Source organism: Asticcacaulis sp. MM231, from assembly GCF_964186625.1.
Taxonomy (GTDB): Bacteria; Pseudomonadota; Alphaproteobacteria; order Caulobacterales; family Caulobacteraceae; genus Asticcacaulis.
Genome location: NZ_OZ075108.1, coordinates 240,833 through 257,474, shown reverse-complemented (window position 1 = coordinate 257,474; position 16,642 = coordinate 240,833). Strand labels below are relative to the sequence as shown.

9 protein-coding genes and 1 pseudogene are annotated in these 16,642 nt (G+C 60.7%); 7 read left to right on the top strand and 3 right to left on the bottom strand.

The features are described 5' to 3' along the window. The first annotated feature begins 123 nt into the window (after window positions 1-123). From ABQ278_RS01200 to ABQ278_RS01190, 3 genes and pseudogenes are all read left to right on the top strand, one after another. A pseudogene (locus tag ABQ278_RS01200) lies at window positions 124-1,699 on the top strand (YifB family Mg chelatase-like AAA ATPase). An 85-nt stretch (window positions 1,700-1,784) separates the two neighbouring features. Continuing rightward, window positions 1,785-3,314 carry a response regulator gene (locus ABQ278_RS01195; protein ID WP_349320831.1) on the top strand — a complete coding sequence of 510 codons (1,530 nt, stop codon included), beginning with the start codon at window positions 1,785-1,787 and terminating at the stop codon, window positions 3,312-3,314. A gap of 162 nt (window positions 3,315-3,476) precedes the next feature. Beyond that, window positions 3,477-5,186 carry an AmpG family muropeptide MFS transporter gene (locus ABQ278_RS01190; protein WP_349320830.1) on the top strand — a complete coding sequence of 570 codons (1,710 nt, stop codon included), beginning with the start codon at window positions 3,477-3,479 and terminating at the stop codon, window positions 5,184-5,186. Window positions 5,187-5,319: 133 nt separating this feature from the next. On the opposite strand, the gene ABQ278_RS01185 is transcribed toward ABQ278_RS01190, so the two are convergent. Continuing rightward, the gene (locus ABQ278_RS01185) at window positions 5,320-7,602 is read right to left on the bottom strand and encodes an NADP-dependent malic enzyme (RefSeq protein WP_349320829.1); all 2,283 of its coding nucleotides are present in this window, start codon (window positions 7,600-7,602) and stop codon (window positions 5,320-5,322) included. A gap of 257 nt (window positions 7,603-7,859) precedes the next feature. Between ABQ278_RS01185 and mutS the strand changes: the two genes are divergently transcribed. Together mutS and ABQ278_RS01175 are read left to right on the top strand one after the other, a co-directional pair. Next, on the top strand, window positions 7,860-10,580 hold the full coding sequence (gene mutS, locus ABQ278_RS01180) for a DNA mismatch repair protein MutS (protein ID WP_349320828.1): 2,721 nt from the start codon (window positions 7,860-7,862) through the stop codon (window positions 10,578-10,580). 14 nt (window positions 10,581-10,594) lie between these two features. Further along, the gene (locus ABQ278_RS01175) at window positions 10,595-13,423 is read left to right on the top strand and encodes a [protein-PII] uridylyltransferase (RefSeq protein ID WP_349320827.1); all 2,829 of its coding nucleotides are present in this window, start codon (window positions 10,595-10,597) and stop codon (window positions 13,421-13,423) included. A gap of 16 nt (window positions 13,424-13,439) precedes the next feature. On the opposite strand, the gene ABQ278_RS01170 is transcribed toward ABQ278_RS01175, so the two are convergent. Next, on the bottom strand, window positions 13,440-13,670 hold the full coding sequence (locus ABQ278_RS01170; protein ID WP_349322191.1) for a succinate dehydrogenase assembly factor 4: 231 nt from the start codon (window positions 13,668-13,670) through the stop codon (window positions 13,440-13,442). Between the two features lie 82 nt (window positions 13,671-13,752). Here ABQ278_RS01170 and htpX point away from each other — a divergent pair, with 82 nt between their 5' ends. After that, a complete protein-coding gene (htpX, locus tag ABQ278_RS01165) occupies window positions 13,753-14,661 on the top strand; it encodes a zinc metalloprotease HtpX (RefSeq protein ID WP_349320826.1) in 909 nt (302 codons plus the stop codon). A gap of 165 nt (window positions 14,662-14,826) precedes the next feature. Here the strand turns inward: htpX and ABQ278_RS01160 are convergent, their stop codons facing one another. Next, entirely contained in the window at window positions 14,827-14,970 is a 144-nt protein-coding gene (locus ABQ278_RS01160) for a hypothetical protein (RefSeq protein ID WP_349320825.1), read from the bottom strand. 129 nt (window positions 14,971-15,099) lie between these two features. On the opposite strand from ABQ278_RS01160, the gene ABQ278_RS01155 reads away from it, so the two are divergent. Beyond that, window positions 15,100-16,446: an IS1380 family transposase gene (locus ABQ278_RS01155; protein WP_349320122.1), complete on the top strand. Its 1,347-nt coding sequence runs from the start codon at window positions 15,100-15,102 to the stop codon at window positions 16,444-16,446. Window positions 16,447-16,642 lie beyond the last annotated feature (196 nt).

Genomic DNA, 16,642 nt, shown 5'->3' with positions numbered 1-16,642 from the left:
ATTTCCTCTTTGTTCTATTTTTGTTCTTGATTTGTATTTATTAACGCCGTAAGCTGTGGATAGATTCAGTATTCCAGTACCAGCTTGCGCGTGACACAATATTTACGAATGAGGGCGGGGCATATGCCGGCACGGATCACCACCATTGCCTTTGAAGGGGCCGAAGCGCGGCGCGTCGAGGCCGAGGTTGTTTTCACCAATGGCCAAGTAGGCTTCCAACTCGTCGGTCTGGGGGACAAGGCCGTGGCGGAAAGCCGCGAACGGGTGCGTGGCGCCTTCGCTGGCATGGGCCTGAGCCTGCCCGGCAAACGCATCGTGGCCGCGCTTTCCCCCGCCGACCTGCCCAAGGAAGGCCGCATTTCGACCTGCCGATCGCATTGGCGGTCATGACCGCCATGGGTGTTATCCCCGAAGACGCCTTGTCAGGCTATGTCTGTGTCGGTGAATTGCGGCTCGATGGCCGCATCGCCCCGATCAGTGGCGCCCTGCCCGCCGCCATCGCAGCTTCGAGCTACGGCATGGGGCTGATCTGCCCCGCAGATAACGGTGCCGAAGCGGCCTGGGCCGGCGATGTCAATATTCTGGCGCCGGCCTCGCTGATCGCTTTGATCAACCATTTCAAGGGCCACAGCGTGCTGTCACCGCCCGTCGCCGGCGAGATGAAGGCCTCAACCAAACCGCTCGATCTCAATGAGGTCAAGGGACAGGAAGTGCCAAAACGCGCCCTGGAAATTCCGCCGGCCGCCATAACCTGCTGTTCGTTGGCCCGCCGGGTTCGGGCAAGTCGATGCTGGCGCAGCGCCTGCCGGGCATATTGCCGCCGCTGACTTCGCGCGAACTGTTGGAAACCTCGCAGGTATGGTCGATGGCCGGTCTGATCGCCAAGGGTGAACTGACGCGCGAACGGCCTTTCAGAGCACCACACCACTCGGCCTCGATGGCGGCCCTGACCGGCGGCGGTATGCGCGCCAAGCCGGGTGAGGTGTCACTGGCGCATAATGGCGTGCTGTTTTTAGATGAACTGCCGGAATTTTCACCGCAGGCGCTGGATTCGCTGCGTCAGCCACTCGAAACCAATGACATCATCGTGGCCCGTGCCAATCACCACGTCAAATATCCGGCACGCGTGCAACTGGTCGCCGCCATGAATCCCTGCCGCTGTGGCTATGGCGGCGTTGGCAAGGGCGCATGTGGCAAGGCGCCGTGCTGCCTGAAGGACTACCAGGGACGGGTTTCGGGCCCGCTGATGGATCGGATCGACCTGCAAATCGACGTGCCGCCGGTGACGGCCATGGACATGTCCCTGCCGGCGCCCGCCGAAGGCTCAAAAGAGGTGGCAGCGCGGGTGCTGGCTGCGCGTGATCTCCAGATCGAACGCGCCAAGCGGCTGGAACTGGCGCACGACAATGGCCTCAACGCGACCGCCTATGGTTCCGGTCTGGAACAGATCTGCGCGCTGGATGACAAGGCCAAGGCCCTGCTGACCCAGGCAGCGCAACAGACAGGCTTGAGCGCGCGCGGCTGGACGCGCACCCTGCGCCTGGCGCGCACCATCGCCGATCTGGAGCAGTCCGGACCCACCTTACGCCGTCATGTCGCCGAGGCGCTGATCTATCGCCGCACCGTCTCCGCCGATGAACAGGTGGAGAAGCGCATGCAAGCACATACCGCATCTTTCGCTCCGTCATCGGCTGATTAAACGCTATCTCTGCGTGATCTTTGAGTGAATTTAACCTTTTCACCTTAAGCTCACCGCATCAGAAGATAACTGCGGAAAAATCCGAATGCATATTTCCTTGACCGGCCATGAGTCAGACGATCGGCTAACACCCGAGGAGCGCCTGAAGGCGCGCGAAGATTTTTTCCGCCTGATGAGCCATGAAATCCGCACGCCGCTCAATGGCGTGATGGGCATGTTGTCGCTGCTGACCCGCACACCTTTGAGCCCTGATCAGGCCTCCTACATCCAGACGGCCCGCGAATCCGGCGACCATCTGTTGACCCTCGTCAATGATCTGCTTGATTATGCCCGCATCGATGCCGGCCGCATTGAACTGGAAACCAGCGAGGTCCATCTTGAACCCCTGTTGCAAGGCGTCGCCGAGCTTTTATCGCCGCGCGCCCACGGCAATGGCATCGAGGTGGTGTGGTCGCTCGATCCCCGCCTTGATTACATCCATGCCGACGAAGGCCGCCTGCGCCAGATCCTGTTCAATCTCGCTGGCAACGCTATCAAATTCACTACAAAAGGCGGCGTTCTTATCCATGTCGGCTTGAGCGACTCTGGCCTGATCCGTTTCAGCGTCCGCGATACTGGCCCCGGCATCCCCGAAGAAGCGCGGGTGCGCATTTTCGAGGAATATGGTCAGGTCGAAGCCAGCCATGCCACCCGCTATGGCGGCGCCGGCCTTGGCCTCGTCGTCGTCAAGAAGCTCGTTGAGGTTATGCAAGGCACGCTGACGCTCGATAGCGAGGTCGGCAAGGGCTCACTGTTCACCGTCGAATTTCGTGCCCCTTATGGCCTGCGTCATCAGCCCGTTCATGAGCTTTATCCCCATGCCGTCAATTTCGTCAGCGACAATAGCGTCCTGATCGAAGGCGCCACCTGCCATCTGGCGGCCGGGGATTGCCGACTGCGCCCCGCCGCCCGTCTTGATGAGTGCCTTGATGCGCAAGGCATTATCCTGGCTGATCGCGCCATGTTCATTGAGGGCCCGGTCGCGGCACCTTCACCCAAGAGCCTGATCCTGCTCGCGCCGGAACAGCGCGATGAAATCGCCGCCTGGCGCGAAAAAGGCTGGGCCGGCTATCTGATCAAGCCCTTGCGCCGCTCATCTGTACTGGAACGTGTCGAAGCCCTGCACGATCAGGCCGACACCAAGCCGGCCAGCCCCCATAGTGACGATGAGCGCATCGCCTCGGAATGCGCGCCCGATAAGGCGGTTCTGCTGGTCGAGGATAATCCGGTCAATGCCCTGCTGGCGCAGATTCTGCTCCAGCGCGAAGGCTGCCGCGTCGAGCGCGCCGCATCAGGCGAGGAAGCGCTGGATATCCTGAAAGTCCGCCAGTTCGATATCATCTTCATGGACCTGGGCTTGCCCGGTATTGATGGCCTCGGCGCCGTGCGTGAAATCCGCAGCATGGGCATCCGCACACCGGTCATCGCCCTGACCGCCAACGCATACGAAGAAGACCGCCGCGCCAGTTTGAACGCAGGTATGAACGACTTCCTGACCAAACCGATCGAGCTAGTGGCGCTGAAAAACCGCCTGCAAACCTGGACCGGTGAACAGCGGCAAGCCAAAAGCGCTTAGAGCTTATTCCGATCGGATCACACGGATCGGGATAAGCTCTAATGTTTTGCTTTTACGCACTTTTTGATCCGAAAAGAGCGTCACACTTTTCGGAAAGCGCTTAAACCCCCTTCACAGTTCGGCAAACTGCTTTAGGCTGTCCCGATTGTCCGGAGGCCGCCTATGACCACATCACCCGCGCCCGCTGCGCCTGAAAAGAAATCGCTTAAGCAGAGCCTCAAGCCTTTTCTGTCACGGCCCGCCCTGGTGATGATCCTCCTCGGATTCTCCTCCGGCCTGCCGCTGTCGCTGATCTTCGATACGCTTCAGGTCTGGCTGCGTGACGTCAATCTGTCGCTCACCACCATCGGCTATTTCTCACTGGTCACCTTCGTCTACAGCTTGAAATTCGTCTGGGCGCCGGTGCTTGATCGTGTCGGCCTGCCAGCGCTCACCAAAATGCTTGGGCACCGCCGAAGCTGGATTCTGCTGAGCCAGATCGTCATTATGGCGGGGCTATTCACGATCTCCGGCCTCAATCCGCAGGCTCATCTCGGCTGGATGGCGCTCGTGGCGGTGATCATCGGGTTTGCCGGTGCGACGCAGGATATCGTCATTGACGCCTGGCGGATCGAAACGGCCGGTGACTCCACCCAGCATCAGGCCGTCATGGCCACCGCCGCGGCCTGGGGCGCCCGCATTGCGCCTTTCGTTTCCGGCATCGTGCCGCTGGCCCTGGCTGATACGCTGGGCTGGGGATTTGCCTACGCCTTGATGGCGGCCCTTATGGGCCTCGGCATAATCGGTGTGTTGCTGGTGCCGAAAGAGGCTGTGCACAATGTGCGCCCCATAGATTATGGTGATGCGCCGGCCAAGCCCGCGCTGGAACTGGTGGAGTGGCTGGGCCGGCTTGTTCTGATGTTCTTCGCCATCTGCCTGATGGGCGCGGGCCTGACCGCCAATATCGATCTGTTCAAATTCCTGTTCCCGACCGATGCAGCCTTTGAGGCGGTGAAGGCGCTATGGACCAGCAAGAGCTACGGCATTCTGCTGCAATTCCTGTCGGTCCTTCCGGTCGGGCTGGGCCTGCTGATCCTGAGCTGCCTGCCGATCCGCAATCTGGTAACGCGTCCCGGCGCCTATCTGCGCCAGACCTTTGTGGTGCCGATCGTCGCCTTTTTCCAGCGTTACGATAATCTCGCCTGGTTGATTTTGGCCACGATATGCCTCTACCGGATTTCGGACTTCGTGCTGAACGTTAACGGCGCCTTTTATCTTGATCTCGGTTTTGACAAGCTGGCCATCGCCGAGGTGCGCAAGATCTTCGGCGTGGTCATGACCATGCTGGGCGTGGGGATGGGCGGCTTTGTCATGACCCGGTTCGGCATGAAGAAGAGCCTGGTTTTCGGCGCGATCGTCTGCGGCTTTTCCAACCTCGCCTATGCCTGGCTGGCGACGCAGGGCAACAGCCTGACTGCATTTTCAATAGCACTTGCCGCGGATAACATATCCGCGGGCGTGGCCGGCACCGTCCTGATCGCCTATATGTCATCGCTGATTTCAAAGGGCTATGCGGCGCAGCAGTACGCGCTGTTCACCTCGCTTTACGCCCTGCCCGGCAAGCTTCTGGCGTCACAATCCGGCCGTTTGATCGAGACAACTGCGAAAAGCGCCGATAGCGGCGGCTGGTCCTCTATTTTCAAGGGATGGTTCGGTAATTTACCGGCCATATCCTATGAAAAACCAGCGGCTATTCTCAAGGTCAGCCGCGAGGCGCTCGGCACGGGCTATGTCGTCTTCTTCAGTTACACGGCCGCCATCGGTCTGGTCGCCATAGTGCTTTGCCTGTGGCTGGTCCGTGTGCAGAAATTCAAGGACGACGCTGTCGAGTAATGGGGTGAAGGGGCCTGTGGCCCCTTCTGCTTGATCTCATAAAGAAAAAGGGCTGCCCCATTTCAGGGGCGGCCCTTTTTTTTCAAGGTAAGGCGAGGGGTCGCGGACCCCTTCACCCCAAAACGCAACAGCGTCAGATCTTCGCCGATGCCCGGATATCATAGGCCGCGAAGGTCGCCATGGTCAGGATCTTCGACACCGAATCCGACAACTGGCAAATCTGCACCGGCTTGGAGAGCCCCAACAGCAACGGACCGACCACCGTGGCACCGCCCAGCGCTTCGATCATCTTGGTCGAGATCGAGGCCGAGTGAATGGCCGGCATGATCAGCACATTGGCCGGTGCGGTGAGGCGCTGGAAGGGATAGTTGGCCCAGGTGGCAGAATCGAGCGCCACGTCAGGCGCCATTTCGCCTTCAAATTCAAAGTCGACACCGCGCTCTTCGAGCAGACGCACCGCTTCCTTGACGCGGTCCGAACGTTCGCCCGACGGATTGCCGAAGGTCGAATAGCTCATGAAGGCGACGCGCGGAGTGTGGCCCATGCTGCGCACCGCCATGGCGGCTTCGATGGCGATATCGCCCAGTTCTTCCGGCGTGGGCAACTCGGCAACGGTGGTATCGGCCACGAAAATTGTCCGGCCCTTGGCCAGCACGATCGACAGGCCCATGATGCGGCCGCCCGGCGCCGGATCGACCACACGCAGCACATCATCAAGCGACTTGTCGAACGAACGCGTCACGCCGGTGACCATGCCATCGGCGTGACCGGAAATTACCATGGCGGCGGCAAAGGAGTTGCGGTCGAGATTGATCAGGCGATCGACGTCGCGCTTCAGGAAGCCCTGACGCTGCAGACGCGAATAGAGAAGCTGCGAATAGGCGGCATTGCGATGGCTCAGGCGGGCATTGACGATCTCGATGCCTTCCTCGGCCGGATCGATACCGGCGGCGCGCATATTGGCCTCGACCAGGTTTTCGCGGCCACACAGGATCGGTGTGCCAAGGCCCTGCAGCTTGAAGGCGTGGGCGGCGCGAATGACCGAAATATCCTCGCCCTCGGCGAAGACAATACGGCGGCTGGGACGCGAACGCACCGACGAGGTGATGGTTTGTAGGAAGCCGGCCGAGGGATCGAGACGTTGTTCGAGCGACTTGCGATAGGCGTCCATGTCGGTGATCGGCTTGCGCGCCACACCGGTTTCCATAGCGGCCTGCGCCACGAAGGGCGGCACATACCAGATCAGGCGCGGATCGAATGGCGACGGGATGATGTAGTCGCGGCCGAATTTCAGGTGACGGCCCTGGTAGGCGGCGGCCACCTCATCGGGCACGTCCTCGCGCGCCAGCATGGCCAGCGCCTTGGCGGCGGCCAGCTTCATTTCGTGGTTGACGCGGCGGGCGCGGACATCGAGCGCGCCGCGGAAAATGTAGGGGAACCCCAGCACGTTGTTGACCTGGTTCGGATAGTCCGAACGGCCGGTGGCGACAATAGCGTCAGCGCGCACCTTGGCGACGTCTTCCGGTGTGATTTCCGGATCGGGGTTGGCCATAGCGAAGATGATCGGGTTGGCGGCCATGGTGGCCACCATATCCGACGTCAGCACGCCTTTGGCGGAGAGACCCAGGAAGATATCAGCGCCGACCATGGCTTCCGCCAGGGTGCGCTTCTTGGTTTCGGTGGCGTGGACCGATTTCCACTGGTCCATATCGACCGTGCGGCCCTTATAGACGACGCCGTGGATGTCGACGACCGTGGTGTTCTCATGCTTGACGCCCAGGGCCTTGATCAGCGACAGCGACGACAGGCCTGCAGCGCCCGCGCCGCAAAGCACGACCTTGACGTCTTCCATCTTCTTGCCGGTGATTTCCAGCGCGTTGATCAGGCCGGCGGCGGCGATGATGGCCGTGCCATGCTGGTCATCGTGGAAGACGGGGATATCGGCTAGATCCTGCAGAGCGCTTTCGATGATGAAGCACTCAGGGCTCTTAATGTCTTCGAGATTGATACCGCCGAAGCTCGCCGTGATGTTCTTCACCACCGTGATGAATTCGTCGGGGTCTTGCGTATTCACCTCGATGTCGAACGAATCGATGTCGCCAAAGCGCTTGAAGAGAACTGCCTTGCCTTCCATGACCGGCTTCGAGGCCAGGGCGCCGAGATTGCCAAGCCCCAAAACCGCCGTGCCGTTCGAGATCACCGCCACCATATTGCCCTTGGCCGTATAGTCGTAGGCCGCATCGGGGTTTTCAGCGATGCGCAGACACGGCACCGCCACGCCCGGCGAATAGGCCAGCGCCAGATCGCGCTGCGTTGCCATCGGCTTGGTGGGCAGAAGCGCGATCTTGCCCGGCTGCGGATACTGGTGCAGGTGGAGGGCTTCGTCGTCGCTGAAGGTCTGTTTTTCGGTGGGCATATGAAACTCTAAACGTTTGGCAATTGTATTATTATTATTTTCGTTGTGAGCCCAACTCATATAACAAGATCAATGGGTTATAAAGGTCGAACTCGGACGTAAGGTCACTTTTCTTTATTGTCTGACAAATAAATCGGCAAGCTGTTGTTTTTATGGGACTGTTTTCACCGCCCACACGAACCGCCGGCGCAGATTGTGCACACTTTCCGTGACCTTCCCCCTTCTCATGACTGTTAACAATGGTTAACTTCCCCTCCATGAACGCTACCCCAGCCCTTACCCCGCAAGACGCAAGCCCCAATGTCGAGGGCGCTACGCCCGTCATGGCGCAATATATCCAGATCAAGGCGCAGTATCCTGACGCCATCCTCTTGATGCGCATGGGGGATTTCTACGAGATCTTCTTCGAGGACGCCGTCATCGCCTCGCAGGCCCTGTCGCTGGCCTTGACCAAGCGCGGTCAGTTCCAGGGCAAGGATATCCCGCTGGCCGGCGTGCCCGCCCATGCCGCCGACGCCTATATCGCCAAGCTGATCCGGCTGGGCCATCGCGTCGCGGTGTGCGATCAGCTCGAAGACCCGGCCGAGGCCAAGAAACGCGGCTCGAAAGCCATCGTCAAACGCGGCATCACCCGCGTCGTCACCCCCGGCACCCTGACCGAGGATACCCTGCTGGAGGAGCGTGGCGCCAACCGGCTGGTGGCGCTGTCGTCGCGCGGCGGCGTGCTGGCCCTGGCGGCGGTCGAACTTTCGACCGGTGATGTCGAGGTGCTGGAGGTTGAGCCGGCGCAACTGGGCGCGCAGCTCTCGGCGCTTCGCCCTTCGGAAAGTCTCGTGGCCGATCGTCTGGTGCAGGACGAGGCGATCTATCCGCTGCTGAAAATGTATGGCGGTGTGATTCAGCCTCAGCCCTCATCCCTGACCGATCCGGCCAGCGGCGAAGCACGCCTGCTCAAGCTTTACGGCGTCTCGACCCTCGATGGTTTCGGCACGTTTAGCCCCGCCGAGATTTCGGCGCTCGGCCTGCTGGCGGCCTATATCGACCTGACCCAGGCCGGCAAGATTCCGGTGCTAAAACCCCCGTCGCGCGTCATTTCGCAAAACTATCTCAGCATCGATGCCGCCACCCGCAATTCGCTCGAAATCGACCGCACGCAACAGGGCAAGCGCGAGGGCAGCCTGATCGCCGCCATCGACCAGACCGTAACCTCCGGCGGTTCGCGCCTGCTGCTCAGCCGTCTGTCACGCCCGCTCTATCAACCGGCTGCTATCAAGGCCCGCCTCGATACGGTCGAATGGCTGTTGCCGCGCCGCGATCTGCGTGATGCCCTGCGCCATGCCATGCGGTCTTTAAGCGATCAGGCACGCGCCTTGTCGCGGTTGTCGCTCAATCGTGGCGGCGCCCGTGACCTGTGCATCATCGCGCAAGCCCTGCACATCGGTGAAAGCCTCGCCAACGCTCTGAACGATGCGCGTTACGAGACCCCCGTCGATCTGGCCGGCAACCTCGTCACCGCGCCGCAAGAGATTGACGACATCATCGCGGCGCTCGTGCCCTCCCTGCCCCTGCGCCAGTTGCGCGGCAAGCTGGAACAAGCGCTGGTCGAGGAACCGCCGCTGAAACTGAGCGATGGTGGCTTTATCCGTCCCGGCTTCAACACCGATCTTGACGAAGCGCGCTCGCTGCGTGACGACAGCCGTCAGGTTATTCTGGCGCTGGAGCAACGCCTCGCCGCCGAAACCGGCATCGCCATCCGCATCAAGTTCAACAATGTGCTGGGCTATTTCATCGAGCTTAGTCAGAAACTGGCCGAACAGCTCCAGGCGCAGGACAGCCAAAAGCAGTTCATCCACCGCCAGAGCCTGGCCAATCAGGTCCGCTTCGTCACCACCGAACTGATCGAACTCGACGGCCGCATCCAGCGTGCTGCCCAGCAGGGTCTGGCGCTGGAAATGGAGCTGTTCGAGCAACTTCGGGACGAGGTGCGCCTCGCCGCCGCCGAAATTCAGGCCGGTCACGACGCCATCTGCGCGCTTGATGTCTCGGTCGCCAATGCGGTGCTGGCCGAAGACTGGGGCGCCGCGCGTCCCGTCATCGATGATTCAACCCGGCTGGAAATCTGCCGCGGCCGCCACCCGGTCGTGGCCGCGGCCCTGAAAGCACAAGGCAAGCCGTTTACGCCCAATGACGTTGATCTCGATGCTTCCGGCGCGGAATCGGCCCGGCTGTCGCTGGTCACCGGCCCCAACATGGCCGGTAAATCGACCTACCTGCGCCAAAACGCCCTGCTGATCATCATGGCGCAGGCCGGCATGTTCGTACCGGCAAAATCCATGCACCTGGGCGTGGTTGACCGCCTGTTCTCGCGCGTCGGCGCCGGTGATGATCTGGCGCAAGGCCGCTCGACCTTCATGATGGAAATGGTTGAAACCGCCGCCATCCTGACGCAGGCTTCCGAGCGCTCCTTCATCATTCTGGATGAAATCGGCCGCGGCACCGCCACCTATGATGGCCTCGCCATCGCCTGGGCCTGCGCTGAAAACCTGCACGATGTCATCCACGCACGCACGCTGTTCGCCACCCACTATCACGAACTGTCGAAGCTGGAAGGCCGGTTGAAATTCGTCAACAATCTCAGCCTGACCGCGCGTGAGCACAATGGTGAACTGATCTTCCTGCACGAGGCCAAGAAGGGCTCAGCGGATCGTTCCTATGGCGTGCAGGTGGCCCGTCTGGCCGGTATGCCGACCGCCGTGGTGGGCCGCGCCCGCGATATCCTGACCCGCCTCGAAGAAGACAACCAGACGCAAGTCCGGCTCGATGACCTGCCACTGTTTTCCGCCACGCGGCCGCCGGAACCGGCAACAAAAACGCTCTCAAAGCTGGAAACCACGCTCAAGGTTATAAATCCAGACGATTTAAGCCCTAAAGAAGCCTTGGAAGTTATCTATAATTTACACAAATTGCTTAAAGAGTAAGGCCTTCCGCCTTTATGAGTGAATCGCCTCCCATGCTAACCGTCACGCATCCCCTGGCTCCTGCCTATCGCATCGACGGCGCGCAATTGCGGGCGGCGCTGACGGAGGCCTATGAGAACTCAAGCGGCGATACGCTCGACCTGCGCCGCCGCGCCGTGACCATCCTCAAGGAAGCCCTCGACCTTAGCCGCGCCACCGTGCTCGACCGCATGAGCGAGAACAAGGGCGGCTACGCCACCGCCAAGGCGCTGGCGAAATGTACCGACGAGGTTATCTCGGCCCTGTGGGACTTTACGCTTACCCACGTCTATCGCGCCCGCAACCCCACCGAAGGCGAACGCCTCAGCCTGCTGGCCGTCGGCGGCTACGGCCGTGGCGAACTGGCGCCCTATTCCGATCTCGACCTTCTCTTTCTGCGCGCCTGGAAAGAGACCTCGCACTCGGAATCGGTCATCGAATTCATCCTCTACACGCTTTGGGATCTCGGCCTGAAGGTTGGCCACTCATCGCGCACGGTCGAGGAAACCATCAAATACGCCAAGGGCGACCATACCATCATGACGGCGGTGCTGGAGCATCGCCTGATCGCCGGCGACAGGGACCTGGCGAAGGATCTCGACGAGCGACTGACCCATGACGGCCTGAAATCGCATGCCTTCGACTTCGTCGCCGCCAAGCTGGAAGAACGCGACGCCCGCCACATCAAGGCCGGCACCACGCGCTTCGTGGTCGAACCCAATATCAAGGAAGGCAAGGGGGGCTTGCGCGACCTGCACACCCTCTACTGGATCGCCCAATATCTCGCCGGTGGCGCCGGCAAGGATTCGACCGTCCTCAACGCCATCCTGACCGACAAGGAACGCGGCATCTTCATGCGCGCCTTTGATTTCCTGTGGAAGGTACGCATCCTGATGCACACCGCCGCCGGTCGTGGCGAAGAGCGCCTGTCGTTTGATCTCCAGCCCGAAATCGCCCGCCGGATGGGCTTTATCGACCGCGAGGGCGAGCCCAATGTCGAGCGCTTCATGCGCCGCTATTTCGTGACGGCCAAGGAGGTGGGCGCGCTCACCCGCACCTTCTGCACCAAGCTGGAAACCCAGCAGGCCAAGCCCCTGACCCGCCTGTCAAACCTGATCCAGTCCGGCATCATGAACCTGACCAAGGGCGATCATCCGGGCTTCGTGGTCACCAATGGCCGCCTCAGCGTCAACAGCGCCGACATCTTCCAGAAGTCGCCGGTGGCGATGTTCATGCTGTTCAAGATGGCCGATCGTCTTGATCTCGACCTGCACCCCGACGCCTTCACCGCCGTGGCGCGCAATCTCGATCTGGTGACGCCGACCCTGCGCCGTAACCCGGAAGCCGCCAAGCTGTTCCTCGATCTTCTGGTGCGCGGCAAGAACCCCTACCGCACCCTGTCGCTGATGTCGGAAACCGGTCTACTCGGGCGCTATATCCCCGAATTTGGCCGCATCGTCGCGCAAACCCAGTTCAACATGTATCACGCCTATACGGTGGATGAGCACACCCTGCGCGCGGTCGATATCATCCACGGCATCGATACCGGCCGCTTCAAGGACGAGCATCCGCTATCCAGCGTGATCATGCCGCAGATCACCGACAAGGAAAGCCTCTACCTCGCCATGCTGCTGCACGACACCGGCAAGGGCAATGAACTGGGGCAGGAAATCGGCGGCGAGATCGCGGCGCGCAAGGCCTGCGAACGGCTGGGGCTCGAACAGTGGAAGACCGATCAGGTCGCCTGGCTCGTGCGTCACCACCTTGTGCTATCGGACTATGCGCAAAAGCGCGATGTCTCCGATCCGCAAACCGTGGCCTCATTCGCCCATATCGTCGAGACACCGGAACGCCTGCGCCTGCTGCTGGTGCTGACCGTGGCTGATATCCGCGCGGTCGGGCCGGGCGTGTGGAACGCCTGGAAGGGCCAGCTGATGCGCGATCTCGTCTCGGCCACCGAGTTGGCCTTCCGGGGCGGACGCGGCGGCGACACCGTGGCGTGCGTCCGTCAGGATCTGGCCGAGCGCGCCGATGAACGCCGTATCGCCCTCAGCGAAAACAATGCCGACATGGCCGCCTGGCTGAAAACCATGGACGAGTCCTATCTGTTTTCCTTCTCACCGGAAGAGATCAACGATCACGCCGCCCTTGTCCGGAGCGCCACCGATGCGGCGCCGGCGGTGCGGGCGCGTATCGACACCGTGCGCCACGCCACGGCCTTCTCAGTCTCGGCCGAAGACCGCACAGGCCTGTTCGCCGATCTGTCGCGCGCCTTCGCCAATCTCGGCGGCAACGTCGTCGGCGCGCAGGTCTTCACCTCATCGGACGGCAAGGCGCTCGACGTCTTCTATGTGCAGGATTCGACCGGCATGCCGTTCGCCCACGATGACGCACCACGCCAGAAACACGCCGAAACCGCCTTGCAGGCTGCCGCGCGCGGTCAGTTGCCCGAGGCCCTGACGTGGAAATCGGCCATGCCATCGCGCACCGCCGCCTTCGCCATCGCGCCCACCGTGTCCTTTGATGAGGACAGCAACGCCAATGTCACCATCGTCGAGGTGTCGGGGCGTGACCGTCCCGGTTTGCTGGCCGATCTCGTCGAGGTCATGGCCAGGGCGCATATCGATATCGCCTCCGCCCACATTGATTGTTACGGCGAGCGCGCGGTCGATGCCTTCTATGTCGCTGACCACTACCGCAAGTCCCAGCTTAGCGGCGGTCTGAAACAGACGCTGAAAAAGCAGTTGCTGACCGTGCTCGACAAACCGTCGCAAGCGCCCAACAAGCGCAATCTGGCGCGGGCCAAGGCGTCTCTGGCGCGCTGACCACAAGCCTCCGTGATCAGAAATCGACGGCGATGCCCTTGCGTTCCCAATCGCCATAGCGCGTGGGCTCAGGGCCATTAGGGCCGCCCTCCTCGATGGCGCGGGCGATCTCGGCCTCTTCCTGCGCGCGACGCTCGGCGGCCTCGGCCAGGGCGCGCTTGGCAGCGGGGGTCAGCACCTTCTTCGTTTCGAGCGCGCTGAGATCGTTCAGTTTCTCGACCGGTGGCGTTGGAATTTCAGATGACATTTTCGTAACCGTCTTGCGGGTAAGGGCGCTGATTTCCATATCTAGGCCTCAATTCGCTTATTCTCAAGGAGCCACACGTAAAATGAACCCGTTCAAGACCTATCTTCTGCTGGCCGCGCTGACCGCGCTGTTTGGCGTGATCGGCCTGATGCTCGGCGGCCCCACCGGCATGCTGATCGCGCTTGCGCTCGCCGTGGCGATGAACCTGTTCGCCTACTGGAATTCCGATAAGGCCGTGCTGCGCATGTATGGCGCGCAAGCCGTCGATCCCCACACCACCAATGGCCTGCTGCGCGCCTATTACGATGACGTGGCGGACCTGAGCCGTCGCGCTGGCCTGCCCATGCCGGCCGTCTATATCATGCAGAGCGACCAGCCGAACGCCTTTGCCACCGGCCGTGATCCGGAGCACGCCGCCGTCGCCGCCACCACCGGCCTGTTGCAGATGCTGGAGCGCGACGAGATCCGCGGCGTCATGGCGCACGAACTGGCGCACGTCAAAAACCGCGACACCCTGACCATGACGATCACGGCTACGCTCGCCGGCGCCATCTCGTCACTGGCCAATTTCGCCATGTTCTTCGGTAGTTCGCGCGATGACGAGGATGGCCATAACAACATCATCGTCGTGATCCTGATGGCGGTGCTGGCGCCCTTCGCCGCCATGGTGGTGCAGATGGCGATCTCGCGCACCCGTGAATATGCCGCCGATCGCATGGGTGGCGAAATTTCCGGAGACCCGGAAGCTTTGGCGCGGGCGTTGAAGAAAATCGAATCCCATGCGCGCGGCACGGTCAATCACGGCGCCGAACGCAACCCGGCCTCGGCCCATATGTTCATCATCAACCCCTTGAGCGGTCGCGGCATGGACAATCTGTTCTCGACCCACCCGGCGACGGACAACCGCGTCAACGCGCTGATTGCCCTGGGCATGGATATGAAGCGCCGGAGTACGTCTTACGGCCAGACGAGCGTGCCGACGGTTCGATAAGTCAGTAAGGTAAGGTGATCCACAGATTACACAGATTACACAGATTAGATTGTTGATAACGGGTGAAAGTCTGAGTGGCCTTAGATAAGAACTCTTTTCTATGAGTTAGTTACTCCTTAATAAGCCAGCAGAAAGATCTGCCTCCCACGTCTCAAAGTTGAGAAATTAAGATGTCACTGGCCAATCTGGGCGTTTTAGTTCAGCGCCTGTCAACATCGCATGGATGAGATTTAATCGTTCGCCTACGAAATTACGGATCAAATCCTGATCTTCTACAGTTGCCTGTCGCTCTTCCAGTTCTGAAGCCATTTGATCTAGCCTGGCTTATTCACGGTCTCGGCAAAATGTTGCAGCAGGTGTAGCTTAAGGCGTTGTTTTGGAATAGATTCTGGTTACCACACCTGACCTAAATCCCTAACAGCCAAGGCCACACCTGCCATGGACCAGAATACCGATCTTCCGTTTGATTTGCCAAGCGTTTCGCGCAAGAAAATCACCGCCGCGTTCGATGGCGGGCGTATCAGTTCTGATGGTGGCGTCATGCTGCTGTCGGCCGCAGAACGCCACATCGGGATCATCGACCGGCTCTGGCGGCTGATACCGGACCGTCGCAATCCATTTTCGGTCACCCATTCCCTTGCCTCCATCCTGAAGGCCCGCATCTTCGCCATCGCCTGTGGCTATGAGGACGGCAACGATCTGGCCTCTTTGCGCACGGATCCCGCGTTCAAACTGGCGTGCGGTCGACTGCCCGAGGCAGGCAAGGACCTGTGCTCGCAACCGACGCTGTCGCGCCTTGAGAATGCTCCGGATCTTCGCAGCCTCGTCAGACTGACCTATGCCCTAATCGATCAGTATTGCCATAGCTTTGGATCTGCGATCCCGGCTGCGATCACCCTCGATATCGATGACACGGTCGACGTCGTCCATGGTCGGCAGCAGCTGTCGTTCTTCAATGCCCATGAAGGGGAGTACTGTTTTAAACCCATCCACGTCTACGACGTCGCCACGGGGCGGCCAGTCGTAGTCATCCTACGACCGGGTAAAACCCCTTCAGGCAAGGAGGTGCGAGGTTGGGTTCGCAAGATCGTGCGTCGTATCCACAAGCACTGGCCCAACACCCACATCACCCTGCGCGGTGACAGCCACTACGCCAGACCCGAGGTCATGGCCTGGGCCGAACGAAAGGGCGTCGACTATATCTTCGGGCTGGCCGGCTCCAGGCCCTTGCATGCCAAGGTCGAGGCGTTTGCCGACCACATCCGTGTTGTGCGCGCCGAAGAGGACGCGGCGGCTGTACGCGGCTATACCGAAGTCAGCCATGGCGCTGCCTCATGGGGATGCGAGCGACGCGTCATCGCCCGGATAGAGGCGACCCCACTCGGTCTCGATAATCGCTTCGTCGTGACATCCCTGACTGATCCCGACCCGGAAACCTTGTACGCAAAGCTTTACTGCGCCAGAGCCAACGCGGAAAACCTCATCAAACTGCACAAAGCACAGCTCAAAAGTGACCGCACCTCCTGTCGCTGTCCTCTGGCCAATCAGATGCGGCTGATACTGCACACGGCGGCCTATTGGTTGATGCTGGCCGTCAGAGATCAGATACCCAAGACCCACGCGCTGGCAAAAGCCGAGTTCAGGACCCTCCGGCTGCGCTTACTGAAGATCGGCGCCCGGATTAAAGAGACCGCCCACCGCGTCAAGATCGCCTTCGCCGCCGCTTGCCCTGAGGCCGCACTCTTCCGCCAAATCATGGCGGGCCTCAAACCGGCGCCTTCATAAAGGATGGGGCTATGCCCCCAAAGCCACCGACATCCTCATTAACCCCATCGGAGAAAAACAAACCCCTCAGCGCGTGGCGAAAAACACGAAGCCCACAATTGCGGCCGTGAAAAACTCATCTCAAAGGAAAGGGAGAACGAAGCTACCGTGAATAGGATGGGCTAGAAAAAGCTTTAGAAGTCTTGAGAGTAGTGCT

Coding starts and splice junctions, on each gene's coding strand:
- htpX (WP_349320826.1), top strand. CDS start 13,753: ATGAACCCGTTCAAGACCTATCTTCTGCTGGCCGCGCTGACCGCGCTG.
- ABQ278_RS01155 (WP_349320122.1), top strand. CDS start 15,100: ATGGACCAGAATACCGATCTTCCGTTTGATTTGCCAAGCGTTTCGCGC.
- ABQ278_RS01175 (WP_349320827.1), top strand. CDS start 10,595: ATGAGTGAATCGCCTCCCATGCTAACCGTCACGCATCCCCTGGCTCCT.
- ABQ278_RS01160 (WP_349320825.1), bottom strand. CDS start 14,970: ATGGCTTCAGAACTGGAAGAGCGACAGGCAACTGTAGAAGATCAGGAT.
- ABQ278_RS01185 (WP_349320829.1), bottom strand. CDS start 7,602: ATGCCCACCGAAAAACAGACCTTCAGCGACGACGAAGCCCTCCACCTG.
- ABQ278_RS01170 (WP_349322191.1), bottom strand. CDS start 13,670: ATGTCATCTGAAATTCCAACGCCACCGGTCGAGAAACTGAACGATCTC.
- ABQ278_RS01190 (WP_349320830.1), top strand. CDS start 3,477: ATGACCACATCACCCGCGCCCGCTGCGCCTGAAAAGAAATCGCTTAAG.
- mutS (WP_349320828.1), top strand. CDS start 7,860: ATGAACGCTACCCCAGCCCTTACCCCGCAAGACGCAAGCCCCAATGTC.
- ABQ278_RS01195 (WP_349320831.1), top strand. CDS start 1,785: ATGCATATTTCCTTGACCGGCCATGAGTCAGACGATCGGCTAACACCC.